At 72.2% G+C, this 24,414-nt stretch carries 21 protein-coding genes; 12 read left to right on the top strand and 9 right to left on the bottom strand.

Going from position 1 to position 24,414, the window contains the following annotated elements; all coding sequences use genetic code 11:
• The first annotated feature begins 51 nt into the window (after positions 1-51).
• Together ACN27G_RS10605 and ACN27G_RS10600 are read left to right on the top strand one after the other, a co-directional pair.
• Positions 52-2,349 carry an ATP-binding protein gene (locus tag ACN27G_RS10605; RefSeq protein ID WP_421492617.1) on the top strand — a complete coding sequence of 766 codons (2,298 nt, stop codon included), beginning with the start codon at positions 52-54 and terminating at the stop codon, positions 2,347-2,349.
• A gap of 46 nt (positions 2,350-2,395) precedes the next feature.
• Positions 2,396-3,157 carry a PIG-L deacetylase family protein gene (locus ACN27G_RS10600; protein ID WP_421492616.1) on the top strand — a complete coding sequence of 254 codons (762 nt, stop codon included), beginning with the start codon at positions 2,396-2,398 and terminating at the stop codon, positions 3,155-3,157.
• Positions 3,158-3,181: 24 nt separating this feature from the next.
• Here the strand turns inward: ACN27G_RS10600 and ACN27G_RS10595 are convergent, their stop codons facing one another.
• The 3 genes from ACN27G_RS10595 to ACN27G_RS10585 form a co-directional block, all read right to left on the bottom strand.
• On the bottom strand, positions 3,182-4,336 hold the full coding sequence (locus ACN27G_RS10595) for a right-handed parallel beta-helix repeat-containing protein (RefSeq protein ID WP_421492615.1): 1,155 nt from the start codon (positions 4,334-4,336) through the stop codon (positions 3,182-3,184).
• A 103-nt stretch (positions 4,337-4,439) separates the two neighbouring features.
• Entirely contained in the window at positions 4,440-5,252 is an 813-nt protein-coding gene (locus ACN27G_RS10590) for a class I SAM-dependent methyltransferase (protein WP_421492614.1), read from the bottom strand.
• Positions 5,253-5,344: 92 nt separating this feature from the next.
• Positions 5,345-6,103: an SDR family oxidoreductase gene (locus ACN27G_RS10585; RefSeq protein WP_421492613.1), complete on the bottom strand. Its 759-nt coding sequence runs from the start codon at positions 6,101-6,103 to the stop codon at positions 5,345-5,347.
• Between the two features lie 102 nt (positions 6,104-6,205).
• On the opposite strand from ACN27G_RS10585, the gene ACN27G_RS10580 reads away from it, so the two are divergent.
• The 7 genes from ACN27G_RS10580 (at position 6,206) to ACN27G_RS10550 (ending at position 13,561) form a co-directional block, all read left to right on the top strand.
• On the top strand, positions 6,206-7,051 hold the full coding sequence (locus tag ACN27G_RS10580; protein WP_421492612.1) for a helix-turn-helix transcriptional regulator: 846 nt from the start codon (positions 6,206-6,208) through the stop codon (positions 7,049-7,051).
• Positions 7,052-7,148: 97 nt separating this feature from the next.
• Complete coding sequence (locus ACN27G_RS10575; protein WP_421492611.1) at positions 7,149-8,162, top strand: helix-turn-helix transcriptional regulator; 1,014 nt, start codon at positions 7,149-7,151, stop codon at positions 8,160-8,162.
• Between the two features lie 76 nt (positions 8,163-8,238).
• Positions 8,239-8,679 (top strand): hypothetical protein, encoded by a 441-nt coding sequence (locus ACN27G_RS10570; RefSeq protein WP_421492610.1) that lies wholly within the window; start codon positions 8,239-8,241, stop codon positions 8,677-8,679.
• A 240-nt stretch (positions 8,680-8,919) separates the two neighbouring features.
• Positions 8,920-9,501 carry a copper chaperone PCu(A)C gene (locus ACN27G_RS10565; RefSeq protein ID WP_421492609.1) on the top strand — a complete coding sequence of 194 codons (582 nt, stop codon included), beginning with the start codon at positions 8,920-8,922 and terminating at the stop codon, positions 9,499-9,501.
• A complete protein-coding gene (locus ACN27G_RS10560) occupies positions 9,498-10,742 on the top strand; it encodes a Dyp-type peroxidase (RefSeq protein ID WP_421492608.1) in 1,245 nt (414 codons plus the stop codon). The genes ACN27G_RS10565 and ACN27G_RS10560 overlap by 4 nt, the downstream gene beginning before the upstream one ends.
• Positions 10,743-10,880: 138 nt before the next feature.
• On the top strand, positions 10,881-11,474 hold the full coding sequence (locus ACN27G_RS10555) for a copper resistance CopC family protein (RefSeq protein ID WP_421492607.1): 594 nt from the start codon (positions 10,881-10,883) through the stop codon (positions 11,472-11,474).
• Complete coding sequence (locus ACN27G_RS10550; protein WP_421492606.1) at positions 11,471-13,561, top strand: cytochrome c oxidase assembly protein; 2,091 nt, start codon at positions 11,471-11,473, stop codon at positions 13,559-13,561. The genes ACN27G_RS10555 and ACN27G_RS10550 overlap by 4 nt, the downstream gene beginning before the upstream one ends.
• A 38-nt stretch (positions 13,562-13,599) precedes the next feature.
• Here ACN27G_RS10550 and ACN27G_RS10545 read toward each other — a convergent pair whose 3' ends face one another.
• Positions 13,600-14,313 carry a DJ-1/PfpI family protein gene (locus ACN27G_RS10545; protein WP_421492605.1) on the bottom strand — a complete coding sequence of 238 codons (714 nt, stop codon included), beginning with the start codon at positions 14,311-14,313 and terminating at the stop codon, positions 13,600-13,602.
• A gap of 186 nt (positions 14,314-14,499) precedes the next feature.
• Between ACN27G_RS10545 and ACN27G_RS10540 the strand changes: the two genes are divergently transcribed.
• Complete coding sequence (locus ACN27G_RS10540) at positions 14,500-15,630, top strand: hypothetical protein (protein ID WP_421492604.1); 1,131 nt, start codon at positions 14,500-14,502, stop codon at positions 15,628-15,630.
• 80 nt (positions 15,631-15,710) lie between these two features.
• Here the strand turns inward: ACN27G_RS10540 and ACN27G_RS10535 are convergent, their stop codons facing one another.
• From ACN27G_RS10535 to ACN27G_RS10520, 4 genes are all read right to left on the bottom strand, one after another.
• Positions 15,711-17,738 (bottom strand): cellulase family glycosylhydrolase, encoded by a 2,028-nt coding sequence (locus ACN27G_RS10535; protein ID WP_421497290.1) that lies wholly within the window; start codon positions 17,736-17,738, stop codon positions 15,711-15,713.
• Positions 17,739-17,983: 245 nt separating this feature from the next.
• Complete coding sequence (locus ACN27G_RS10530) at positions 17,984-19,297, bottom strand: hypothetical protein (RefSeq protein ID WP_421492603.1); 1,314 nt, start codon at positions 19,295-19,297, stop codon at positions 17,984-17,986.
• Between the two features lie 6 nt (positions 19,298-19,303).
• Entirely contained in the window at positions 19,304-19,678 is a 375-nt protein-coding gene (locus ACN27G_RS10525) for a hypothetical protein (RefSeq protein WP_421492602.1), read from the bottom strand.
• A 20-nt stretch (positions 19,679-19,698) separates the two neighbouring features.
• Positions 19,699-20,490 carry a copper resistance CopC family protein gene (locus ACN27G_RS10520; RefSeq protein ID WP_421492601.1) on the bottom strand — a complete coding sequence of 264 codons (792 nt, stop codon included), beginning with the start codon at positions 20,488-20,490 and terminating at the stop codon, positions 19,699-19,701.
• A gap of 241 nt (positions 20,491-20,731) precedes the next feature.
• Here ACN27G_RS10520 and ACN27G_RS10515 point away from each other — a divergent pair, with 241 nt between their 5' ends.
• Both ACN27G_RS10515 and ACN27G_RS10510 read left to right on the top strand, forming a co-directional pair.
• Positions 20,732-21,382 (top strand): M23 family metallopeptidase, encoded by a 651-nt coding sequence (locus ACN27G_RS10515; protein ID WP_421492600.1) that lies wholly within the window; start codon positions 20,732-20,734, stop codon positions 21,380-21,382.
• Positions 21,383-21,494: 112 nt separating this feature from the next.
• Positions 21,495-23,210 carry a hypothetical protein gene (locus tag ACN27G_RS10510; protein ID WP_421492599.1) on the top strand — a complete coding sequence of 572 codons (1,716 nt, stop codon included), beginning with the start codon at positions 21,495-21,497 and terminating at the stop codon, positions 23,208-23,210.
• 236 nt (positions 23,211-23,446) lie between these two features.
• Here ACN27G_RS10510 and ACN27G_RS10505 read toward each other — a convergent pair whose 3' ends face one another.
• Entirely contained in the window at positions 23,447-24,388 is a 942-nt protein-coding gene (locus ACN27G_RS10505) for an aldo/keto reductase (RefSeq protein ID WP_421492598.1), read from the bottom strand.
• Positions 24,389-24,414 lie beyond the last annotated feature (26 nt).

Raw genomic sequence — 24,414 nt, 5'->3', positions numbered from 1 at the left:
GAGTCGGTCCCGGCGGGATTGTCTGGCGGGCGACCGTAGTACCTTCGGGCCGTGGCCAAGCCCGCCCAGCGATCTGACAACCTGCCTGCCGAGGCGACAAGCTTCGTGGGCCGTCGGTCCGAGCTGGCCGAGGCCAGGACGAAGCTCGCCGCCGCGCGCCTGGTCAGCCTGGTCGGACCGGGCGGTGTCGGCAAGACCCGGCTGGCGCTCCGCATCGCCACCGCGGGCAGGCGCGCCTTCACCGACGGCGCGTGGCTGGTGGAACTCGCCGACGTGCACGACCCGGCACTGGTCGGCAACGCAGTGATGGCCGCACTCGACCTGCGGGACCAGGCCGCGACCGGGCCGGCGACGCTGCTGCGCTCCTACCTGCGCGACCGCGAGCTCCTGCTGGTGCTCGACAACTGCGAGCACCTGCTCGACGCGACCGCGCGGCTGGTCGACGACGTGCTGCGAGCCGCGTCCGGGGTCCGCGTGCTCGCGACCAGCCGGGAGCCGCTCTCCGTGGCGGGCGAGCATGTCCTTCCCGTACCGCCGCTGGAGTTGCCGCCACACCGCACCGAGCCGCTCGCCGACACCAGCCGGAACGACGCGGTCCGGCTCTTCGTCGAACGGGCCGTGGCGGCGTCGGGCAGCTTCCAGCTGACCGAGGCGAACCGGGCGGTCGTGGTCGACGTGTGCCGCCGGCTGGACGGGTTGCCGCTGGCGATCGAGCTGGCCGCGGTCCGGACCCGGACACTGAGCGTGGACCAGATCCGCGACCGGCTTAGCGACCGGTTCGATCTGCTCACCGGCGGCAGCCGGGCCGCGCTGCCGCGCCACCAGACGCTGCGTACCGCGATCGAGTGGAGCTACGACCTTCTGACGCCGGCCGAACGGACGATGTTGACCCGGCTCTCCGCCTTCGCCGGCCGGTACACCCTCGACGACGTCGAAGCCGTCTGCTGCTCCGACGACCTGCCGCCGGCCCGGGCGCTGGACCTGCTGTCGTCGTTGCTCGACAAGTCGTTGCTGGGCCGGGAGGACGTGGCCGGCGTCACCTGCTACCGATTGCCCGAGACGATGCGGGAGTACGCTCGGCTCAAGCTGCACGAATCCGGTGACGCGGAGACCGTGCAGCTACGCTGCGCCGACTACTACCTGTCCCGGTGCCTACAGTTCGCCGCGACCGGCCGCTACCAGCTGGTGCCGTCGTTGGCGTGGCTGGACCTGGAGATCGACAACATTCGGGGCGTCCTGCGGGCGTGCGTCGCGCGCGGCGACCGCCCGCGGGCGGTCGGCATGGCAACGGCACTCATCTGGTACTGGGTCACCCGCGCCACCGCCGAGGGCGTGCGCTGGCTCGACGAACTCCTGGCCGGGCCCGTCGCCAGCCCCTGGACCTACTTCGCGCGCGGCTTCCTGGCCGTACTGCAGAACGATCCGGAGGCGGCCACCCGCACCCTCGATCGTGGGGTGGGCCTGGCCCGCGCGGTCGGACCGCCGGAGGCCCTGGCACAGACGCTTGCCATGGCCTCGATCGCGGCGGCCATGAGAGACGACCGGGCCTCCGCGCAACGACTGCTCGACGAGGCCCGCGCCATCGCCGGAGGGCTGAACGACCTGGGCGCCACGCTCATGACCCATCAGGCGCAGGCGCTCAACGGCCTCGCCGACGGCGACCTCGACGCGGCCGCGCGGGCGGCCGCCGAGGGCGCCCGGGTCAGCCGCGAGGCGGGCGACCTCTACAGCCTCGGCATGATGTTGATGAACCAGGGCTATGCCGCGCTGCGCTCGGGAGCCCTGCACGATGCCGACGGGTGGCTCACCGAGGGCCTGCGGATCGCCTACCAGATCGACGACCGCGTGGCGCAGTGCTACCTCGTCGGCGCGCTCGGCTGCGGCGCGGCGGCCGACCGGCAGCCGCGGCTGGCGGCGGAGCTCCTCGGCGCGATGGAGCAGCTCCGGACCGAGATCGGCGCCAGTGTCCACCCGAGCATGGCCACACCGCTGGCCCAGGCCACCCGGACCGCCACCGCCGCGCTCGGTGCCGCGAGGTTCGCCGCGGCCCACGACGCCGGCCGGCAACTGGGTCGCGACGCCGCCGTACGGCTCGCCCTGCGCGAGCTCGCCGCAGCCGAGCCGGCCCCCGGACCGGACCCCGGCGTCGAACCGGGCCAGGGCATCCTCAGCCGGCGTGAAACCGATGTCGCGCGGCTCGTCACCGACGGTCTGGGCAACCGGGAGATCGGGACGCGGCTGTTCATCTCCGAGCGCACGGTGGAAAGTCACGTCCGCAACATCCTGACCAAGCTGGGCTTCACCTCACGAGCCCAGGTCGCCGGTTGGATGGCGGCGCGGGACCGCTGATCCGAGCCCCGGCGACGAGGAGCGGGCAGTCGAGGAAGATGGTTACATGACCGCTGACGCACCCGCCGTTTCCAACCCACTCCAACCTGTCGACGAGAGCTGGCAGCGCGGGCTCGCCGTCGTCGCCCATCCCGACGACCTGGAGTTCGGCGCGGCCGCGGCCGTCGCCCGCTGGACGCGGCAGGGCAAAGAGATCACCTACGTGCTGCTCACCAGCGGCGAGGCCGGGATCGACGGGATGGAGCCGGCCGTGGCCGGACCGACCCGCGAAGAGGAACAGCGCGCCTCCGCGGCAATCGTCGGTGTCTCCCAGGTCGACTTCCTCGGACTGCCCGACGGCGTCCTGGAGTACGGCGTCGCGTTGCGGCGTGACCTCAGTCGGGTGATCCGGACGTACCGGCCGGAGATCGTGATCACGAACAACTTCCGCGACAGCTGGGACGCGGAGGGCGACGCGCTGAACATGTCCGACCACATCGTCACCGGTCGGGCCGTCCTCGACGCCGCACGTGACGCGGCCAACCGCTGGGTCTTCCGGGAGCAGGTCGCGGAAGGGCTGGAGCGGTGGAACGGGGTCCGGGAGGTGTGGGCGGCCGGCTCGCCGCTGTCGAAGCACGCGGCCGACACCACCGCAACGTTCGACCTGGGCGTCCGGTCACTCGAGGCGCACGCCGCCTATCTGCGGGGCCTCGGCGCCGGTGACTTCGACCCCGAGGAGTTCCTCGAGGGCATCTCCCGGCAGACCGGCAGCCGCCTGGGGGTCAGACACGCGGCCGGCTTCGAGGTTTTCCGCCTCGGTCTGCTCTGACTCCGAGGCGGTGCGGAGGCCCGGTCAGTAGGTGTTGTTCGCCGTGATCAGGCGCACCTCGCCGGCCGGCAGGGCGGGACAGACCGGGGCGCCCTTGTACGTCGCGCCGGCCGGCGTGATCACCCAGACCGGCAGGTTGGCACCGCTGCCGATCAGGTAGGTGCCGAGGTCGTTGCCGGCGAACCGGTTGTGGTACGACGAGCACTCCTCCGCCGCCTCGTTCACCTCCTCCCGGTAGTGGACCATCGACGGCGAGGACCGCACGAATCCGTTGGCGCCGAAGACGTTCTGCTCGAAACTGTTGAAGTTGCTGCCGTCGCGTACCTTGACCGGTTCGCTGCTCACGCCGGTCACCTGGTTGTGCACGAACCGGTTGCGCGAACTCTTGTGCGTCACGTAGATGGCGTGGATGTAGCTGTTCTCGGAGTTGCGAAGGTCCACGAAGTGGTTGTTCTCGATACGGTTGTCCGACGACTCGGTGAGCACGATCCCGCCGTAGCCGCACCGCGGAAAGTCGGGGTTGTCGCAGGAGCCGCCGGTGTAGGTGTTGCCGATCTTCGTGAACCGCATCCCGAAGACGGTGTTGCCGTCGAGGCCCCGGGCCGAGGGCAGCCCCGGCGCCGAGGACCGCTGGTAGCCGCCGCCGCACGAGCCCGCCGAGCCGTCCAGCGAAAGGGCCGCGCTGGCGTAGTACTCGACCCGCAGGTAGTAGAAGCGCAGCCCGGACGCGCCGCCGTCGGCGAGTGGCCGGCCGGGGTTGCCGGGACAGGCGTGGATCCACGCTCCGGTGATGTATCGTCCCGACCCGCTGGCGCGCCTGTTCTGGAACACCGGCAGCGCCGCGATCCCTCCGATGCCCTCGCCGTACTCGTAGTCGTCAGGCATGAACGTGATCGTGTGGCCGGGCCGGTAGGTCTGCCAGACGATGCCCTGGGCTACGTAGGTGCCGGCGTGGATGCGTACCTCGACGTCCATGTCGAGCGGGCCGGCGGCGACGAGTTGCTGCACCCGTACGAGGCTGCGGACCGCGGTGCCTGGCGTCGCACCGTCGCGCGTGTCGTCACCGGCCGCGTTCATGTAGATCGTCTGGACGCCCTCGGCGGCGGCGGGCGGGGCGACCACCACGACCGCCGACAGCCCGATCAGCACCGCCGCGAGCAGCGGCCTGAGACTCCTCATCGGACATTCCTCCCCGTGGCGGACGGCGTCGATCGTCTGGCCGACGACAGACGTCGATCTTCGTCGCGCTGTCATGATGCCACACGCACCGGCACCTCACGGCTCACCCGGTGCGCTGTCCGAGGCGGAGGACGCTCAGGTAGCGGCGCGGTGCCCGGTCACCCATCCGGGTACGGACGCGTTCGGCGACGGCGTCGAGCAGCGGCTCGCGGACGGCGCGATCGAGTCTCCGGTAGAGCGACGTCGAGCGGAGCAGATCGGCAAAGCCCTTCCCGTCGAACCACTGGACGGTGGGATACCAGCGCACGACCGGCGGACCGAAGAAGTCGCCCGGGTCGTCCACCGACCCCCAGCCCCCGTCCGTGGCCGGCACCTCGGACTCCAACGGCGGATGGCACCAGCCGGGATTTCCGGGTGAGAAGCGTTGGTGCAGGTCGGCGGTCTCGGCGTACACCTCGGGTTCTCCCGGCCGGCGGACGACGACGTGGCCGAGCAGCGCCGTCCAGCCGCCGGGTTTGACGATCTCGTACGCCCGCCGCCAGCCGATCGACGGGTCCACCCAGTGCCAGGCCGACGCGGCCACGATAAGGTCGAAGCGCCTGCCGCGGTCGGCCCAGTCCTCGAAGCTCGACGTCTCGACCGTCACGTTCGGCCGGTCGGCGAGTCGTCGGCGAGCGAGTGCGGCCAGCTCCGCGCCCGGTTCGACGGCGGTCACCGCGCACCCGAGCGCCGCCAGCGCGCGGGTCGCCTGGCCGGTGCCGCAGCCCACCTCGAGCACCGACGACGTCTCGGCCACGCCGGTGACGGCGACGAGGTCCGAGAAGAGCTCGTCGGGATATCCCGGCCGGACCCGGTCGTAGAGCTCCGGCACCTCGTTGAAGACCCGACCCAGCTCACGAGGGTCCGGAGCTCGCATCACACCGTCCAGGTCCGGTAGCGCGGCCAGTGGAGCGACGACGTCCGCGACAACTCTCGTCGCTGGTTGCCGACGATGATGGCACAGGGTGCTCAGCGGGTGTGCGGGTCGGGTGCGTTGAGCGCGGCGACGACCTGCTCGTAGTCGCCGCGCGCCTGGCCGAACCTGAGGAACTTCACGCGTTCGACGAGGATCTCGTGCGCCTCGGGGTCGGCCTCCAGGAGCGCCATGACCTCGTCGGCGAACTCGTCCAGCGGCATGGCGGTGTCCGACTCCTCCTGGCCCGGAAGGAGCGCCGTGCGGACCGACGGCGGGACCAGTTCGACCACCCGGACGCTGGTCTCCGCCAGTTGCAGCCGCAGCGTCTCGCTGAGCATGTGGATCGCGGCCTTGGTGGCGTTGTAGGAGGGGGTGATGCGCAGCGGGGCGTGTGCCAGGCCGGACGAGACCGTGACGATCGTGGCGGCGGGCCGCGTCTGCAGGTGTTCGGTGAGCGCGGCGACCAGCCGGATCGGACCGAGCAGGTTGGTGGTGACGACCTCCTCCGCGTCGGCCAGGAAGCTCGCCGTGCGCCAGTCCTCGGCACGCATGATGCCGGCCATGGCGACGAGCACGTTCAGGTCGGGACAGCGGTCCAGGACGTTCCGCACGGCGGAGGTGACCGACCGCGCGTCGGCGGTGTCGATCTGGACCGTGCCGAGTCCGTGTTCGGCGGCCAGCTTCTCCAGCAGTTCGGTGCGCCGTCCGCCGACGACGACGGTGTTGCCCCGATCCTGTAGCCGCAGGGCGAGGGCGAGGCCGATCCCGGAGGTGGCACCGGGGACAAAGATCGTGTTGCCGGTGATGTTCATGCCCTCACGGTCTCCGCCCGGCGGCGGGGGCGGCAGAGACCTGTGGATCGGAGGACTGGCGATCCCTGGCTGGGCCGGTGCCGGGGACACATCATGGGATACATGGACCGTGCCGCTCTTGCCGACTTCCTGCGCCGTCGCCGGGAGGGGCTGCGCCCCTCCGACGTCGGTCTGGTGCCCGGGGCGCGCCGGCGGACCCCCGGGCTGCGGCGCGAGGAGGTGGCGGCGTTGACCGGGATGTCGGTGGACTACTACATACGCCTGGAGCAGCAGCGCGGCCCGCAGCCGTCGGAGCAGATGCTCACCGCGCTCGCCCGGGCCCTGCGGCTCGGCGCCGACGAACGCGACCACCTCTACCGGCTCGCGGGGCACAACGTGCCGCGGCGCACGCCGCAGGACGCGCACGTGGCGCCGGCACTCCTGCGCGTGCTGGACCGCCTGGCGGACAGCCCGGCGCTGATCCTCTCCCCGCTCGGGGAGGTACTGGTTGCCAACCGGTTGGCCACGGTGATCTTCGGTGACCGCTCGCGACTCACGGGTTGGGCGCGCAGCGACGTGTACCGGTGGTTCACCGATCCGGCGGCGCGCGGTGTCTACCCGCCGGAGGATCATGAATGGCAGGCGCGGAGCCTGGTCGCCACGCTGCGCGCGGCGTACGGCGCCTCGGGCCCGCGCTCACGCGCCGGTGAGCTGCTGGCGATGCTGCTCGCCGAGTCGGCGGAGTTCCGCGGCATCTGGGAGCGGCACGAGGTCACCCGCCGCTTCGAGGACCGCAAGACACTGGTACATCCCGAGGTGGGCCACATCGAGGTCGACTGCCAGGCGCTGTTCACCGAGGACCAGTCGCAGGCGTTGCTGGTTCTCACCCCCAGGCCCGGAAGCGAGGCCGAGAACAAGATCCGCCTGCTGGCGGTCCTGGGCCACCAGGGCTTCCCCGCCAGCCGGTGAGCGCGGTCCCGTCGGCTGCCGGCCCTCGACGTGGCAGACCAGGCGCCGCCCGGCTAGCGGCCAGTTTCTGTCCTCAATCTGGGGCAGACTTTCCGGCATGGCGAACACCAGCTCGCGTACCCTCCGGTTGCTCTCCCTGTTGCAGACCCACCGCTACTGGCCCGGCGCCGAACTCGCCGACCGGCTCGGCGTCTCGGTACGCACCCTCCGCCGCGACGTCGACCGGCTGCGCGAGCTGGGCTATCCGGTCGAGGCGCACCGTGGCGTGGACGGCGGCTACCAGCTGGCCCCGGGTGCCGCGCTGCCGCCGCTGGTGGTCGACGACGAGGAGGCGGTCGCGCTCGCGGTCGGGTTGCAGGCTGCCGCGTACGGCGCGGTCGCCGGCATCCAGGAGTCGTCGATCCGGGCGTTCACCAAGGTCGTACAGGTGATGCCGGCCCGGCTGCGGCGCCGGGTCGACGCGCTGCGTGCGATGACCGTGCCGGCGTTCTGGGGCGACGGCGGCGGGCCGACCGTGGCGGCGGCGGTCCTGACCACGGTCGCCCAGGTCTGTCGGGACACCGAACGGCTGCGCTTCGACTACACCGCCCGGGACGGGCAGCGGACGCAGCGGCACGTCGAGCCGCATCGGCTGGTCTCCCTCGGTCGACGGTGGTATCTGGTCGGCTACGACCTGTCCCGGCACGACTGGCGCAGCTTCCGGCTGGACCGGCTGGCCGACCCGCGCGGCACCGGTGCCCGGTTCCATCCCCGGCACCTGCCCGCCGAGGACGCCGCCGCCTTCGTCCGGAGCCGCATCGAGAACCTGCCGGCACCGTACCGGGTGGAGGTGCTGGTGCAGGCGCCGCGGGCCGCCGTCGAGAAGCGGTTGGCCCGGTGGGGCACGGTCGAGCACGTCGACGAGCACCGCTGCCGGTTCGTGATGGCCACCGACAGCCTGGACTGGCCGGCGATGGCGCTCGGCACGCTCGGCGCCGAGTTCGAGGTGGTCTCCCCGCCCGAACTCGTGGGGCACCTCCGGGACTGGGCCGACCGGTTCCACCGCGGCACCGCCACCGGCACCGCCACCGGTACGGCCACCGAGGTGGGCACCGGTGTGGGCGACTGCTGAGGCAAGCCCTTTCCCGACCGGTCCCTTCGCACCACCTGTGCGACGGAGGCGCCGGGCGGATCGATAGGGTTCGGTGATGCGAGGCTTCCGGGAAGATGACGGCTCGGCCGACCTCGACGACGTCACGCGCCGGCTGCGGGCGATCCGGGACGATCCGGAGAAGTCGACGACGTTGCGGGAACTGGCGCAGTACCAGCTCGAACGAATCGCCGCGCTGCGCGCGGCGCGGCAGGATGCGGGTCACGGGACGCCCGCGGTCGTGGTGGACCGACTCGGCCCGTTCCGGTTCTCGGCGATCCCGGCGACCGGGATCGCCGGGATCGAGATCGACCGGGGCAGCGCCCTCGCCCCGCTGGTGGTGGTCGTCGGTGCCGAGGAGATCCGCCGGTTGATGCCGCTCTTCCAGCACGTGCGGGAGCAGCTCGCGCACGGCGGGCCGATCCGGGTCGACATCCGGGAGGCGTTCCTCGAACTGCTCGGCCACGACCCGTTCGGCGGCCAACTCGACGAGCGCTGATCGACGCGGGGCGCCGGAGGTCAGCGGGCCGGCGGCCCCGCTCGGTGCGGGAGGCCGCCGGACCGGGACACCCGGCCAGCAGGACCGCGCCGCCTTTCCCGTTGACTGTCCCCCGACGCATCCCTGCTCTGCGGGGGTGCGCCGGGGACGCCGTCACCGCGGTCCCGAACCGCGTGGAACCGTCCGCCCGCGCACGACGACCAGTAGTAGAGACGGAGCCACAAGACGAAGGACACGCACATGCTGAATTCGGCAACCTCCGGCGCGCGACGCCGGGCAACAATGCTGGCAGTCGCCCTGCTGGCGGCGCTCGCCGTCGCGGGATGCGGCGGATCCGGCGAGACCCCGGAGGCCGCGCCGAGCCCGTCGGCGACCGCCGACGCGAATCCGTTCACCGTGCGCGATCCGTGGGTGAAGGCGGCCGACAAGGGCATGACCGCCGCGTTCGGCACCCTCGTCAACAGCGGCGACTCCGACCTCACCATCGTGAGCGTCAGCACCTCCGTCTCGCCGATGGAGATCCACGAGATGGCCATGAAGGACGGCAAGATGGTGATGCAGCCCAAGACCGGCGGGCTCATCGTCAAGGCCGGCGGCACCCACGTGCTGGAGCCCGGCGGCGACCACCTGATGATGATGGAGCTGAGCAAGCCGGTCCGGGCCGGCGACGAGCTCACCTTCACGCTCACCTTCGCCGACGGGAAGACCGCCGAGTTCACCGCGGTGGCCAAGCCGTTCACCGGCGCCGAGGAGAGCTACGACCCCGACTCGGGCATGCCGATGAGCCCTGCACCGGGTATGACCATGAGCCCGGCACCGTGACCGGACGCTCCGAAACCCGCGCGGTGAGCAGGCGCCGCCTGCTCACCGGCGGCGCCCTGACGGTCGGTGGCGCCGTCGCCGGGGCCGCCGGCGGCATAGCCGCGACCGCCGCCGGCCGGCAACCGGCACCGCCGCCGGCTCCCGCTCCGACCGCCAGCACCGCCACCGGCACCGACGTGGAGTCGTTCCACGGCCGCCACCAGGCCGGAATCGCCACCGAACCGCAGGCGCACGCCGCGTTCGTCGCCTTCACCCTGCGCCAGGGAGTCGACCGGGCCGCCCTCGGCCGGCTGATGCGGCTGCTCACCGACGACGCGGTCCGGCTGACCCAGGGCCGGGCGCCGCTGGCCGACACCGAGCCCGAACTCGCCGTGCTGCCCGCCCGACTCACCATCACCTTCGGCTTCGGTCCCGGGCTCTACGCGGCGGCCGGCCGGGACGACCGGCGCCCGCCGTCCGTCGCCGCGCTACCGAAGTTCGCGATCGACAAACTGCAACCGGCCTGGTCCGGCGGCGACCTGCTGATCCAGATCTGCGCCGACGACCCGCTCACCGTCACCCACGCCCAACGGATGCTGGTCAAGGACTCCCGGCCCTTCGCCTCCGTCCGGTGGGTACAGACCGGGTTCCGGCGCAGCCGCGGAGCGCAGGCCCCCGGGCACACCCAACGCAACGTCATGGGCCAGCTCGACGGCACCGCCAACCCCCTGCCGGGCACGGCCGCCTTCGAGCAGTCCGTCTGGATCAACGACGGCCCGGCCTGGCTACGCGACGGCAGCACCCTGGTGCTGCGGCGGATCCGGGCCGAGCTGGAAACCTGGGACAAGCTCGGCCGCACCGACAAGGAACTCGCCGTCGGCCGCCGGCTCGACACCGGCGCGCCGCTGAGTGGGCAACAGGAGCACGACGAGCCGGACTTCTCGGCGCTCAACGAGGCCGGGCTGCCGGTCATGCCGGACTTCGCGCACGTGACCCGGGCCCGGGTCAGCGACGACCGGCTCAAGATCCTGCGCCGGCCGTACAACTACGACCTGCCGCCGGACGCCGCCGGAGAGGCCGACAGCGGACTGATCTTCGCCGCCTACCAGGCCGACATCGACCGGCAGTACCTGCCGATCCAGCGCCGGCTCGCCGAACGCGACCTGCTCAACGACTGGATCACCCCGATCGGCTCCGCCGTCTTCGCCATCCCACCCGGCTGCGAGCCCGACGGCTGGATCGGAGAGCGGCTACTGGCGTGACCGACGTGATCCGTACCACCCCTCCCCGTGTCCGGACCGGTCGGGCACGATCCGGGCACGGGGAACGGGAACCATCCGGCGCTGCCACGCGACCTCTACCAGCGGGGATGGGAAGTAGAGCACCTAGAGAGGGCAGCCGTGATCGGTCGACACATCGCGAGGACGGTGGCAGTGGCGGCGCTCGGCGTCGCGGCCATGGCCGGTGGGCTGCTGGTCGCCCGCCCGGCGGCGGCGCACGCCCAGCTGCTGAGCAGTGACCCCCGGGCCGACTCGACGGTCACCACCCAGCTCACCGAGATCACTCTCACCTTCAGCGAGCTGGTCCGGGGCGACTTCAGCACCGTCGTGGTGACCGGCCCGGACGGCTCCCGGCACGAGGCCGGCGAGCCGCGAGCGGCAGACAAACAGGTCCACCTGCCCGTCTCCCCGCTGCGCTCCGGTGGCTACCGCGTCGCGTACCGGGTGGTCTCCGCCGACGGCCATCCCGTGCAGGGACAGTTCCGGTTCACCGTCGCGCTCCCCCCGGCCGAGGAATCCACCACCGCTCCGGGAACCGCCCGCACGTCGCCGCCCGTCGCCGACCCCGCGGAGTCGACCTCCGTCGCGGTAGCGGACGAGAACGCCGGCTCCGGAACCGGACTGTGGTGGGCTGGTGCCGCCGGGCTCGGCGCCGTGCTCGTCGCGGCCGGGTTGATCGTCGTACGCCGCCGGCGCCGGACCCCGGCCCGGTGAGCACGGCACCCCGGCCGGCTCCGCCCCGTCCCGCTTCGCCGGCTCTCCGCCGAGCGGAGCGGCTCCGGTGGCTGCCCCGGGGCAGGACGCTGATCGGACTCGGCGTGCTGGCCGGGCTCGGCGTGCTGCTGCTCGCGCTCCTCGTCGGAAACGGGCTGAACGCCACCACGATCACCGGCCTGCCGGACCCGGGACCACTCACCAGGTACGGCCTGCCCCTGGTCCGCCTCCTGCTCGACGCGCTGGCCACCCTCACCATCGGGCTGGCGGTGACGGCGGCGTTCCTGCTGCCCGGCGACGGGCCCAGCGTCTCCGCGCCGGGTTACCTGCTGCTGCGCCGGGTCACCGGGCTGTCCGCCGGCTGGGCGGCAACCGCCCTGGTCCTGATCGTGTTGACCGTCTCGGACCTGCTCGGCGCTGCACCGTCCCAACTCGGCGTCGCCGCCGTGGTCAGCTTCGCCACCTCGATCTCCCAGGGGCAGTCGCTGCTGCTCCAGGCCGGACTGGCCGCGGCGGTGGCGGTGCTCTCCTGGGTCGGGGTGTCCCGGTCGGCCGCGGCGGCCACCGCCGGGCTGGCCATGGTCGCGGTGCTGCCTCCGGCGTTCACCGGGCACGCCGCCGGGGCCGGCAACCACCAGATCGCGGTGACCAGCCTGGCGCTGCACGTGCTCGCCGCCACCGTCTGGGTCGGTGGACTGGCCGCGCTGCTGATGCTGCGCCGTTCGGCCATGCTCGCCGAGGCCGCCGCCCGGTACAGCCGGCTGGCGCTGGCCTGCTGCGTCGGGGTGGCGGTCAGCGGAGCGGCCAACGCCTGGGTGCGGCTCGGCGGGTGGGACCAGCTCTGGCAGTCCCGCTACGGCTGGCTGGTCCTCGGCAAGGCCGGCGCGCTGCTGCTGCTCGGCGGACTCGGTGCCGTGCACCGCCGCCGTACGCTGCCCGCGCTGCGCGCCGGCCGGCCCGGTGTCTTCGCCCGGCTCGCCGCCGGCGAGTTGGTGCTCTTCGCCGGCACCGTCGGCCTGGCGGTGGCGCTGTCCCGCAGCCCCACCCCGGTCCCGACCGATCCGGTCGAGGCGGACCCGCTGGTCGAGCTGCTCGGTTTCACCCCACCGGCCCCGCCCACCCCGGCCCGGCTGTTCGGCGACCCGCTGCCGGACATGTTCTTCCTCACCGTCTGTCTGCTCGGGGTGGCCGGCTACCTCACCGGTGTGTGGCGGCTGCGCCGCGCCGGTCACCGCTGGCCGCCGTCCCGCACGGCGAGTTGGCTGGCCGGGATGGTCCTGCTCGCCGCGATCACCGACCTCGGCATCGCCCGGTACGCCTACGTGCTGTTCAGCGCGCACATGATCCAGCACATGGTGCTCTCGATGGCGGTGCCGATCCTGCTCGTGGGCGGCGCCCCGGTCACCCTCGCGCTGCGCGCGCTACGCCGACCCACCGACCCGCAGGTGCGCGGCGCCCGGGAGTGGCTCCTGCTGCTGATCCACAGCCGTCCGCTCCGGCTGCTGACCCACCCGCTGGTCGCCCTCGGCGTCTACACGGTCAGCCTGTACGGGTTGTACTTCAGCGACCTGCTCGGCACCCTGATGCGCTACCACCTCGGCCACCTGGCGATGCTCACCCACTTCGTGGTCGCCGGTTACCTGCTCTTCTGGGTGCTCATCGGCGTCGATCCCGGCCGACCGCGACCGGCACCGCCACTCCTGGTGATCATCCACTTCGCGGCCATGATGGCGCACGGCTTCTTCGGCCTGATCCTGCTCCAGTCCACCACCGTCATCGCCCCCGACTGGTACACCGCCGTCCATCCCGACTGGGCGTCGTCCCTTCTGGACGACCAGCGCCTCGGCGCCGGTATCGCCTGGGCCTTCGGCGAGATTCCCGCCGCCGTCGTGATGATGGTCCTGCTCCGCCAGTGGATCCGCGCCGACCAGCGCGAACAGGCCCGGCTCGACCGTGCCGCCGACCGGGCCGACGCCACCGGAGAGGAGGACGACCTCGCCCGCTACAACGCGTTCCTGCGCGCCGCGGCCCAGGACGACGCCGCTTCCCCGGCGGGCCGGACCGGGGAAGCGGCGTCACCGACGTGAGCGGGATCGCGCCCTACCCCGCAACGTCGGCGATCAGGTCAGCGGTGCCACACGGTGCCGCGCCGCTGGTACTCCAGAACCTTCTCGATGCGGACTGCAAGATCGGCATCGAGGAAACGCTCGACGAGCCAGAGGCCGAGATCCAGCCCCGAGGTGATGCCACCGGCGGTGACCAGGTCACCGTCGTCGACCACCCGGGCCTCGGTGATGACACCGCCCTGGGCACGCAGGTCCTCGACGGCACCGTGGTGGGTGATGCACGGCCGGCCGGCGGTCAGCCCGGCCGCGGAGAGCAGCATGGTCCCGGTGCAGACGGCGGCGAGGGTCAACCCGCGCCGCCGGGCGGCGGCGATCGCGGCGGGCACGACACCCCGCTGGATCTCGTACGCCACCCCCGGCGCGTCCACGCGCCGGTAACCGCCTCCCGGCACCAGCAACACGTCCGCCCCGCGCGGCGCCCACCGCCCCACCGGCCCCAGCTCGGTGCCGTGAAAGCCGGTGATCGGCAGGTCACCGTCGACGGTGACCATGCTGGTGGTGATGGCCCCGCCCATCCCCTTCGCCAGGCCCAGGACCTCGATCGGGCCGATGGCGTCCATCTCCTCGACACCGTCGTACATCACGACCTGGACCCGCAGCGGCCGGTCGGGGGTGACGGCCGGGGACGCGGCGGCGCCCGAAGACAGCGCCGCGGCTCCACCCGCGGCCGCCCCGGCGACGACCGTGGCGCGGAGGACGTCTCGACGATCCATCAGCTGCTCCCTCGACGGTGGTGGCTACGACGCGCCGGCGGCTACCGCACACCGGCCCGCAGAGATAGTCGTCCGCCGATGCGGAAAAGTTCCGGCCCGGAGCGCCGGCCCGGATTCACGGATGCCGACGGCCGGACCGGGCGTTTCGGCGGTGCGTGACAAGCGGTCGGCTGCGACAATTCGGCAATGGGCGACGCCTTCCAGAACATCGGTGGTACCTCCTCGAGCGCAGACTTCCTGGAATGGAATTTCACGATCCAGGCCAACGGCACGCCGTGGTCGATAGAAGAGGCAATGACCCAACTGCTCGCGTACGAGAACGCGGAGGGGTTCACCCTGCCGCTGGCCACCGCGATGCAGCGCGACGGCGAGGTCATCCACGAGCTGGGCCGGCGGCGGAAGCCGACCGCCGTGGCGGCCCTGCGCGCCTTCGCCGCGATGAGTACGGTCGACACCCAACGCGAACTCGCCCGCACCTACGCCGACAAACTCGTCGCCGAAGGGCTGCCGGAGCCGCCCTGGGTTGATCAGATCGGCCGGGTACGCGTCGACGGCTGCTGGTGGGCGCACGACCCGTTCGACGAGACCGCGATCGTGCTCTGCGCGTTCTCCTACGACGGTGCCGACGAGCACGGCATCCTCGCCATGATCGATCGCACCCTCGGCGGGGGACTCTTCCGGGAGCTGACCCTCGGCACGCGCCCGGCCGAATGGCTGGAGACCGTGCTCACCCCGGTCAGTGAGGGATTCGTCGGCGAGCCGCTCGACCCGGCGTACGCCCGCCGGCTCTTCGAGGACGCCGTCGCCACCTCCGACGAGTTGATCGAGAATCGGGAGTACCAGCCCCGGCCGGTGCCGAGGGCGTACCGGAAGATGCGGGCCCTGACCCTGGCCCGGGCCCGCGCCCTGGCCGACGCCCCGGTGCCGGCGGAGTCCTTTCCCGGCACGGTGGAGCTGGAACTGCTGAAGCGGAGCTTCCTCGCCTCCGGTGCCGCGTCCGCGCTTCCCGGCGACGACGCGACGGACCGGGCGCTCGACCTGCTGGTCACACAATTCGTCGAGCAGGCCGCCTGCCACCCGCTCCAGCTCGGCCCGCGCCGCGTTCAGGCCATCCTCGGCCTGCCGGCGCTGGCCACCGATGCCGCCGCCGATCCCGAGGTGGCCCGGCTGCTGCCGGAGGTCGCCGGCGCGTGGATCTCCTGGACCGCCGTCGAGCGCGGCCTGCCCGTCGACGCCGTCGAACGTCTCGGCCGGATCACGGAGCAGTCCTGTGCCGATCTGCGGGCCGCGATCGCCGGTGGCGCCAAAGGGGCCTGACAACGGCGGTGAGGTCGTCGCGACGGGCCGGTGCGACCGCCGGTGCCGTGGGCCGGACCACGGCACCGGCGGCCCGGTTCTCAGGCCGTCGTGCCGGTGACGGTGCTGCCCGACCTGGTGACCTGGTAGGTGACGGTCGTGCCGCTCCAGAAGTGGAAGGTGAGGGTGACCCGCTGCCCGTCGTTCACCTCGGCGAAGAACTCCGGCTTGAGGGTGATCGAGTTACCGTCGTAGTCCGGGGCGAACGCGACGTCGAACTCCTTGAACGATGTCCAGTTGTGCGGGCCGGCGTTGCTGCCGTCGGCGTACTTTGCCTCCATGGTGGCGAGCTGGTCGCCCCGGAACTGCGTCGGTACGCCGAACGAACCCGTCTGCCCGGTCGCGTTCGACAGCACGGGCGGGTCATGGCTGATGATGCTGATCCGCCACGGCACGCCCTGGGAGAAGCGGGCCTGGATGGTGGCGTTGACCCCGTACGCCCGGGAGCCGACCAGCCGGGTCACGGCGGCGGCGGTGAGCGTGAGGGTGTTGCCGGAGACCGTGTAGTCGGTGCCCCTGGCGAGGTCGGTGCTGCCCTGGCGCAGCCCGCTGAAGGTGGTGCCGTTCAGGTTGAGCGTCAGGCTCTTGCTGGTGATCGCGCCGGTCCGGGGCACGTAGACCTGGTCGCTCGACGCGGTGCCGGAGCGGGTGGTCCAGCTCGACCTGATCTGGGCGAAGAGCTCCGGATCGCTCCACTGGAACGACGTGCGCCCGAAGTGTTGCCCGTTGTCCCAGAGCTGGGTGGTGATCCGCCGCTGCCGGGCGTAGTAGCCGAGGTACTCGAAGAACTTCAGCTTCTCGCCCTGCTGGATGGTGCCGGTGTGCCGATCGAAGCCGAGCAGCCCGTACTCGCCGATGATGACCGGGATGTCGCGCGCGACGAAGGCGTTGTGCACGCGGTCGAACGAGTCGACCAGGTCCTGCTGGACGGTGGCGTCGAAGCGGGTGCCACCGGCGACGTTCGCGCTGAACGGCCAGTACCCGTAGAAGTGGACGGTGGCGATCAGGTTGGGGTCGTTCAGGGCGTTGAAGGTGCTGACCAGCTCGTCGACCCGGGCCTGGTCGGCCGAGGTGTGCAGGGTCGGGAGTACGAGCAGCCGGGTGGCGTTGCCGCCGCCGGAGCCGCGCACGATCCGGTGGAACGACGTGTTGAGCTCGTGCAGCAGCTCCGCGTTCTGGGCGTCACCGGAGCTGCCGGTGAACTGCGGCTCGTTGACGCTCTCGAAGGTCAGCCGGGGCGGGGCGTCGCGGAACGCGGCGGCGAGCTGCGTCCAGAGCGCGTTGTAGCGGTTGAGCACGCCTCCCCGGTCGGTCGGCATGGTGTTGATCCACTGCCACGAGTCGTGATGCAGGTTGATCATCACGTAGAAGCCGTCGTCGAGCGCCCAGTTGACGACCTCGCGGATCCGGTTGAGCCAGGCGGCGTCGATCGTGTAGTTGGGCGCCGCGCCGTGGTGGTTGCTCCAGGTGACCGGGATCCGGATGCTGTTGAAGCCCTGTGCCCGGACGTTGTTCAGCAGCGCCTCGGTCACCCGGGGGTTGCCCCAGGCGGTCTCGTCGGCGCCGACCGCGTCGAACGAGTTGCCCAGGTTCCAGCCCGGCTGCATCGCGGCCACCGCGGCCATCGCGTTGCCGGCCGGGGGCGGCGTGGTCGGCGGCCGGGTGGTCGGCGGCGGGGTCGTCGGCGGACGTGTGGTCGGCGGGCCGCTCGTCGGGCCGCCGACGCTGCCGGTGCAGGTGACACCGTTGAGCGCGAACGAGGTGGGTGCGGTGTTGGTGCCGGTCCAGGAGCCGTTGAAGCCGAACGACACGGTCGCGTTGGTGCCGAGCGCGCCGTTGTAGCTGACGTTGGTCGCGGTCACCCGGCCGCCCGAGGAGGTGACCTCGGCGTTCCACGCCTGGGTCACCCGCTGCCCGGAGGGGAAGGTCCAGACCAGGCTCCAGCCGCTGATCGGGTCGCCGAGGTTGGTGACCTGGACGTTTGCGGTGAAGCCGCCCGGCCACTGCGCCGACGTCGCGTACGCCACCCGGCAGCCGGCGGCGGCCTGCGCGCTCATCGCCACGGTCATCCCGCTGACCAGTAGGGCGGCCGCGGCGCCCGCCACCAGGCCGACCCGCCACCGGGCCCTACGCAACGCGCTCTGCACACTCACAACGGCTCTCCTCGGCTGGGTCTCGGCCGCCCGGACGGCGGCGGGGTGCGGAGGGCGGGCGCGGGCGTGCGCACACCGCCCCCGGGAAGCCGACACTAAGTTTGGAGCCACAACTTTGTCAATCGGCGCAGGGCTATGTGTGGCGATGGCGGGACGGCCGGCTACGCGGCGAAGAGCAGCAGCAGCCCGGCGCAGGTGTAGGCGAGCATCAACGCCAGCAGCGGGAGCTGGCCGACAACCGCACTCCGGCGATCGAAGAGCCGCAGCGCCCGGTCGTGGGCGAGGAGCGTGCCGACAACGTGACCGATCACGATCACCGTCACCTGGAGCAGCGCCGTCCCGGCCGGTGAGGTCCCGAGCGCGCGGACCTGCCACGAGCCGGTGCCCAGCCAGTCCGCTCCGGTCCCGAGCGGATCGGAGAGCAGCGCCAGGGTGCGCTGCCCCTCCAGCACGAAGAGCGTGAGGTAGTGCGCGACCAGATAGCCGACGGCGACCGGCACCACCGCATGGGCCAGCTCGCCGGCACAGTCGCCCGGTGACCGGCCGCCGAGTCGGGCCGCCAGGCCGGTCGCGCCCAGGTAGGCGGCGAGCACCACACCGATCACCAGTGCCAGCCCGGCCGTGCCGAGCAGCGGCCCCGGTGCCCAGCCGGTCTGGAGCAGGCGCACCCAGAGCGGGGCGTTGGAGAGGCTGTCGTACATGGTGGAGCCGAGCAGCACCACCACGAACGCGACCAGCCCCGGTGCCGGTCGCAGCCCGGCGATCCCGTCGAAGGGGTGGCGCCAGACCAGTAGGCCGTCGCGGCGCCGCGCCAGCACGGCCAGCCGGCCGGCGACCGCGCTGTAGACCTCGAACGCGTCCGCGCGGTCGAACCACCGGGACCCGTGGACGGCCGCTCCGGCGAGCATGACCGCGGCGTACGCCCCGAGCCAGCCGCCGATCACCGGCAGGCTCACCCGGTGCGGCGCCACCAGTTCGAGCCAGACGAACGCGAAGAGCCCGCCCGCCGCCGGCCAGTAGCCGAGCCCGGCCGGGAGGTCACGCACCCCGCGCCGTGGATCCCGGCGCAGCGCCAGGCAGCCCAACAGGTGCAGGGTGCGCAGCGGGTTGAGGCCCCGCCAGACCGGGCCGAACAGCAGCGACAGCGCCAGCAGGCCGACCCAGAACAGCACGTAGACCACCCCGGCCGTGGGATTCTCGGCCGTGTCCGGACCGGCGAAGCCGAGCCCGAAGTAGGCGGTCGCGGCGAGCCCGACCAGCCGCCACGTCCAGGGCCACGCCCGCGCGGTCACCAGCCGCTGGACCGGCGCCGGCAGCGCCCTGGCCCCGCGGAGATCCGTGCCGAGCCGTGGCGCGCGCCAGAGCGCCCCCAGCGCCACGAAGGACACCGCGAGGGCGGCCAGGGCGCCGGCCAGCGCCAGACCCAGCGGGATGGGCAGATCCTGGCGCCCGCCGACGCCGTGCGCGAGCCACAACGCCGGCTACCGGACGACCAGTTGGAACAGTTGCAGTTCCTGGCCGTGCGTCTCGACCTCGAAGAGCCCGTCGCGGTCGGCGACGAAGTCGATCGTGCCCGCGACCCCGGGCCGCAGGGTCACCGCCAGGTCGTAGCCGTGCACGTGCACCATGTCGGCGACGTCGCTGGTGGTGGTGATGCGGACGTTCTGGCCACGGGAGACCTCGATCCGGGCCGGTGCCGGGGAGACGGTGCCGCCCGCGATGGAGACGACGATCTCCCGGGTGCCGGTCGCGGCCGGCGCATCGCTTCCGCACGCCGTCGGTCCGATCAGGAGCAGGGCGAGCAGCGCGACGACGGCGTACGCCGACCGGCGCCGACCGGGACGGAGCAGCATCATGGTGGGGTCTCCGGGTTTGCTCAGCGTTGCCTGCGGCGGTTGGCAGTGGCCGGGCGGCGGGCCGACTTCGCGGCGGGGGTCGGGCGGCGGGCGGGCTTCGCGGCGGGGGCCGGGGCCGGGCGGCGGGCGACGCGGAGAATCAGCACGGCCGCCGCGGCGATCAGCAGCAGCGGCACCAGCCACACGGAGGTGTCGATTCCCTCGTCCGGCGGCGCCGCAGCGCTCCCGGTGGTCGCCGTCCCCGATGCCGGAGCCGACGGCTCGACGGCGGGCCGCTCCTGCGCGGCAGCGGCGAGCAGTTCCGGGCTGGGCTGGTCGGTGGGGACCTGCCAGCCGGCCGGCGCGGGCGTGGCGGTGCCGGTGTAGGTGAACCGGACCTGGCCGCGTACCTCCTCACCGTCGGAGGCGACGGTCCGGTACCGCACCACGTACCGTCCCCGCTCCGGCCAGTACGCCACCGGAACCTTCACCGGGTAACCGACGTGGTAGAGCCGGGGCTCCCAGACGCCGTCCACCCGGTGGTACTCGCGCACCGGCTCCTCGAGCCGGAACGAACCAGCGGTCGACCAGCGCCGGTCGACCCGCGCTCCGCTCGGCGCCGTCACGGTGAAGTAGGCGAACGGCACCGGCTGCTCGGTGAAGGCCAGCGAGACCGCGTCGACGGGTTCGGCAAGCGTGCCGCCGTCGGCCGGCGTGGCGACGGCGAGCTGTCCGTGTGCATACGCCGGCTGCGGGGCGAGGAGACCGGGAAGAGCGGTGACGAGGGCCAGGACGGCGGCGGCGAGCAGGCGCGGTGCGGTGCGTCGGACCATCGCGTACCTCGGCTCTCGGTGGAGGCTTTCCGCGAGGCTAGCCGCTTCTGCTCAATCTGAACAGACTTTCGATTGTTCCGACGAAACTTTGTGGTCACATGCAGGCTAGTCGACGCCGGTGGAGTCAAATCGGCCCTCTTGACACCCTCGCCGTCATCAGCCGGGGCATCTCCTCGACCGGCACCTCCGTCTCGCCGATCTCGTCGGCGCGGTGTTGCCGCCGTCTGCCATGATCGGAACGGTGACGACCGGCCATCCGTACAGCAGCCGCACCCGCCACCGTTCCCGGCGCCGCCGCCCCCTCTGGATCCTGCTCGCGGTCACCACGTCGGTCGTCCTCCTCGCCGTGGCGGTGGTCGTCGCCCTGGCACTGCGGCCGCCGGGCCCGCGCCCGCTCTTCCAACTGCCGGTGGCCTGCGGCGAGACCTGGCAACTCGGCACCTATCCCGGTCACGACGACTACGACGTCGACCTGTTCCCGACCGAGGGCGAGGCGTGGGGGCGGCCGGTGCTGGCCTCCTACGCCGGCCGGGTCACGGTGGCGGGGATCAACGGGTCGCTGGGCGGGCGCACCCCGGAGAATCCGGACGGTCCGCGCGGACGCGGCGGCGGTTACTGGGTGAAGATCGACCACGGCGGCCGGTGGGAGACGCAGTACCTGCACCTGCTGGAGGAGCCGTTGGTGCGGGTCGGTCAGCGGGTGGCCCAGGGCCAGCAGATCGGGCGGGTCGGCAGCACCGGCAACTCCGGCGCGCCGCACCTGCACTACGAGCAGCGCCGGGGCTGGCAGAAGGTCGAGACCTACTTCGACGGCGCGCCCTCCGGCATCACCCACGACGACGCCGAATACACCGTCGCCCGGACGAGCCAGAACTGCCCGGCCGGGTCGTAGTCGACATCACCTCCCACCGGCACCCGACATCTTTGTGTATCGATGTCTCGGGCATATGCTCACGGTGCTTGCCTGCCGGTCCGACGGCCGGGCCGGCCCACAAGGGAGCGACATGTCACGACGATCGACATGGGCGCGCCGGTCATCCGGCGCCGTCGTGCTGGCGCTCGCGCTGGCCGTGCAGCCCGCACCGGCCTCCGCCGCGCCCTGGTCCCGCGACGTGCCGCTCGACCCGCCCGCCGGGCAGAGCGCCGGCCGGGCACGGCCGGCGGACTTCACGGTCTACGGGTTCAGCCAGTCCAACGTCGACCAGGAGGATCCGCAGGTCTACGAGGTGGCCCCGGACGTGACCATCCGGGCCATCGGCAAGTGGTCCACCAACGGCGACGAGGCGACCGACTACAACTTCGCCCAGATCCGGCGCTACCACGCCAGGGGCATCACGTTCATGGGCAGCGGGACGGCGAGCGTCATCTTTCCGCACGACTTCGCCAGCACCGAGATCTTCGACGACATGTCGACGCGCGACGCCGACAACAACCCGGTGCCGCACGACGAGTTGGGGTTTCCCATTCCGGCACGCCGGGGCAACATCTTCAACCCGGCGTACCGGACGTACCTGCTCGACTGGGCCAGAATCCAGATCGACGGCGGCGTGGACGGGATCAACCTCGACGAGGTGAACGCCGGGTTCAGTGGCGGGCAGAAGTACGGCTTCAACGGCAACGAGGGCTTCGACGACTACGCCGTGGCCGACTTCAACCGCTACCTCCTGGCGAAGTATCCGGGCTTCACCACGGCCGACTGGACGTCCCGGTTCGGCATGACCGACGACAACCTCGTCCGGTCCGACGTCCCCGCCGACGACCTGAGCCGCAACTTCAACTACCGGCACTACCTGCGGGCCAACGGGTGGAACCTCGACCCGCTCACCCCGGCCAACCCGCTGGCCGGCGAGTGGGGGCGGGTGACCGCCAACCGGATGTACGCCGACGACCACTCCTTCACCGTCAGCTACCTGCGGCGGTACTGGAAGGAGATGGTGGACGAGCTGCGGGCGTACGCCCGGCGGACCACGGGCCGACACCTGCTGATCAGCTCCAACGGGCTGTTTCCGTACGTGGACTTCAACAGCGTGGGGATGTACCCCTGGAACCCCGACGAGCAGACGCCGGACCACCGGGGCGCCGACTACGTGCCGGTGGTCGACGGCCACCTCGACGGCGCCAGGTCGTTGCAGGCCAACTACCGGTATCTCAAGGAGCAGAGCCGGGCGATCGCCGGTGACGTGCCGGTGGCGGTCTTCATCGACTGGCCGACCGACATGATGACCGACTACCTGAACCTGCCGCTGGCCGAGCAGAAGGACTACTGGCAGATCTTCGGCGCCGAGGCGTACGCCAACGGCATCTTCCCGGCGTTCCACCTCAGGGACACGGTCGGCAGCCCGACCGCCGAGGAGCTGGGGCTGCTCGACTTCTTCCGGACCTACACCGGGTTCTACAAGCAGCACCAGCGGCTCTACCGCGACAACGACCTCGGATCACCGGCCGTACGGGTCGGCACGGGGAACGTCTCGGCGAGCCTGCTCGTGCAACGCGGCAGCGGCGCGCGGACACTGCACCTGGTCAACCACAACTACGACCGGGGCATCATCCCGCAGACCGGCGTCACTGTCGGCGTCGACCTGCCCTCCTGCCCCCGACGGATCGCGATGGTCTCCCCCGACTTCCCGGGTACGCGGACGCCGCCGTCCTCCTGCCGGCACGGCCGGCTGTCGGCGACGGTCGACCGGCTCGACCACTACACCGTGCTGTCGCTCGGCTGACTCACACCCCCGCGACCGACACCCCGACGCCAACGCCTGACATGCGAAGTGCAAGGAAGGGCCCCCGCATATCGTTTTCTGTTGTAGCGGGGGCCCTTCCTAACAACGTCCACCCCGCGCGGCCCCGCGCGGCCCCGCGCGGCCCCGCGCGGGCGGGTGCGGCGGTCCTCGGCCACGACATCGGGCCGGCCGGCGGCGGGCGGCAGAAGCGGAGGCGGAGGCGATGGCCGGGCCGGTCATGCCGCCGCGTCGAGCCGCTCGCGCTGCTCGGCGGTGAGCACCAGCGCCGCCCCGGCCATCGCCTCCCCCAGTTGCTCGACCGTGCTCACCCCGACGATCGGGGTGGCGGCGGGATGCCCGCCGGTAAGCCAGGCGAGGACCACGTGGTTGCGCGTCGTGCCGGTCTCCGCGGCGATCTCGTCCAGGACCGCGAGCCGCCGCCGCGTGCCGGGGTGGTCGTACTCCGCCGGCAGGGGCCTGTCCGACCGGGTGTACCGGCCGGCCAGCAGTGGTGTGTAGGCCCAGAGCCTCATCTCGGGATGGCACTCCAGGTAGTCGACGACCTCGTCGCTGACCGCGCCGAACCGGTGCACGACACTCGGCCGGGTGCCGGGGCGGGGTCGCAGGTAGGTCAGGTGCTGCTGCACCGCCGTGAACCCGGTCCGCCCGGCCGCGTGGGCGAGCTGCCGGGCCCGCTCGACCTGCCAGACGGCGAAGTTCGAGCAGCCGAGTGCCCCCACCAGGCCCGCCGAGACGAGTTCGTCGAAGGCGCCGACGGTCTCCTCCAGCGGCGTACGGCGGTCCTCCTTGTGTGCCCAGTAGAGCTCGACGTGGTCGGTGCCGAGCCGGCGGAGGCTCCCCTCGATCCCGCTCTTGATCACCGCCGCCGAGAGCCCCTCCGCACTCTCCGGGAACCGGCCGGCCACGGTCGGCTCGCAGCCCACCTTGGTGCTGATCCTGATCCGGTCGCGTACGCCCGGCCGCCGGGCCAGCCAGCGTCCGAGCAGCGCCTCGCTCTGCCCGCCGAAGCCGCTCGGATGCTCCCAGAAGGCGTAGCAGTTGGCCGTGTCGATCCAGGTGCCGCCGGCGTCGACGAAGTGGTCCAGGATCTCGAAGGAGCGCCGCTCGTCCTGGACCGTGCCGAAGTTCATGGCGCCGAGCGCGATGTCGTGGGTCATGACCGCGACGTTACGGCGCGATCGGA

The sequence above is a fragment of the Plantactinospora sp. WMMB334 genome (assembly GCF_049179095.1).
GTDB lineage: Bacteria > Actinomycetota > Actinomycetes > Mycobacteriales > Micromonosporaceae > Plantactinospora.
This window is presented reverse-complemented; position numbering and strand designations above follow the sequence as displayed.

What these genes read in the sequence shown, in the direction of transcription:
- ACN27G_RS10595 (WP_421492615.1), bottom strand. Translation starts at nt 4,336, where the DNA reads ATGAGGAGTCTCAGGCCGCTGCTCGCGGCGGTGCTGATCGGGCTGTCG.
- ACN27G_RS10520 (WP_421492601.1), bottom strand. Translation starts at nt 20,490, where the DNA reads ATGGTCCGACGCACCGCACCGCGCCTGCTCGCCGCCGCCGTCCTGGCC.
- ACN27G_RS10540 (WP_421492604.1), top strand. Translation starts at nt 14,500, where the DNA reads ATGGGCGACGCCTTCCAGAACATCGGTGGTACCTCCTCGAGCGCAGAC.
- ACN27G_RS10585 (WP_421492613.1), bottom strand. Translation starts at nt 6,103, where the DNA reads ATGAACATCACCGGCAACACGATCTTTGTCCCCGGTGCCACCTCCGGG.
- ACN27G_RS10525 (WP_421492602.1), bottom strand. Translation starts at nt 19,678, where the DNA reads ATGATGCTGCTCCGTCCCGGTCGGCGCCGGTCGGCGTACGCCGTCGTC.
- ACN27G_RS10535 (WP_421497290.1), bottom strand. Translation starts at nt 17,738, where the DNA reads ATGACCGTGGCGATGAGCGCGCAGGCCGCCGCCGGCTGCCGGGTGGCG.
- ACN27G_RS10590 (WP_421492614.1), bottom strand. Translation starts at nt 5,252, where the DNA reads ATGCGAGCTCCGGACCCTCGTGAGCTGGGTCGGGTCTTCAACGAGGTG.
- ACN27G_RS10600 (WP_421492616.1), top strand. Translation starts at nt 2,396, where the DNA reads ATGACCGCTGACGCACCCGCCGTTTCCAACCCACTCCAACCTGTCGAC.
- ACN27G_RS10570 (WP_421492610.1), top strand. Translation starts at nt 8,239, where the DNA reads ATGCGAGGCTTCCGGGAAGATGACGGCTCGGCCGACCTCGACGACGTC.
- ACN27G_RS10510 (WP_421492599.1), top strand. Translation starts at nt 21,495, where the DNA reads ATGTCACGACGATCGACATGGGCGCGCCGGTCATCCGGCGCCGTCGTG.
- ACN27G_RS10565 (WP_421492609.1), top strand. Translation starts at nt 8,920, where the DNA reads ATGCTGAATTCGGCAACCTCCGGCGCGCGACGCCGGGCAACAATGCTG.
- ACN27G_RS10545 (WP_421492605.1), bottom strand. Translation starts at nt 14,313, where the DNA reads ATGGATCGTCGAGACGTCCTCCGCGCCACGGTCGTCGCCGGGGCGGCC.
- ACN27G_RS10580 (WP_421492612.1), top strand. Translation starts at nt 6,206, where the DNA reads ATGGACCGTGCCGCTCTTGCCGACTTCCTGCGCCGTCGCCGGGAGGGG.
- ACN27G_RS10505 (WP_421492598.1), bottom strand. Translation starts at nt 24,388, where the DNA reads ATGACCCACGACATCGCGCTCGGCGCCATGAACTTCGGCACGGTCCAG.
- ACN27G_RS10575 (WP_421492611.1), top strand. Translation starts at nt 7,149, where the DNA reads ATGGCGAACACCAGCTCGCGTACCCTCCGGTTGCTCTCCCTGTTGCAG.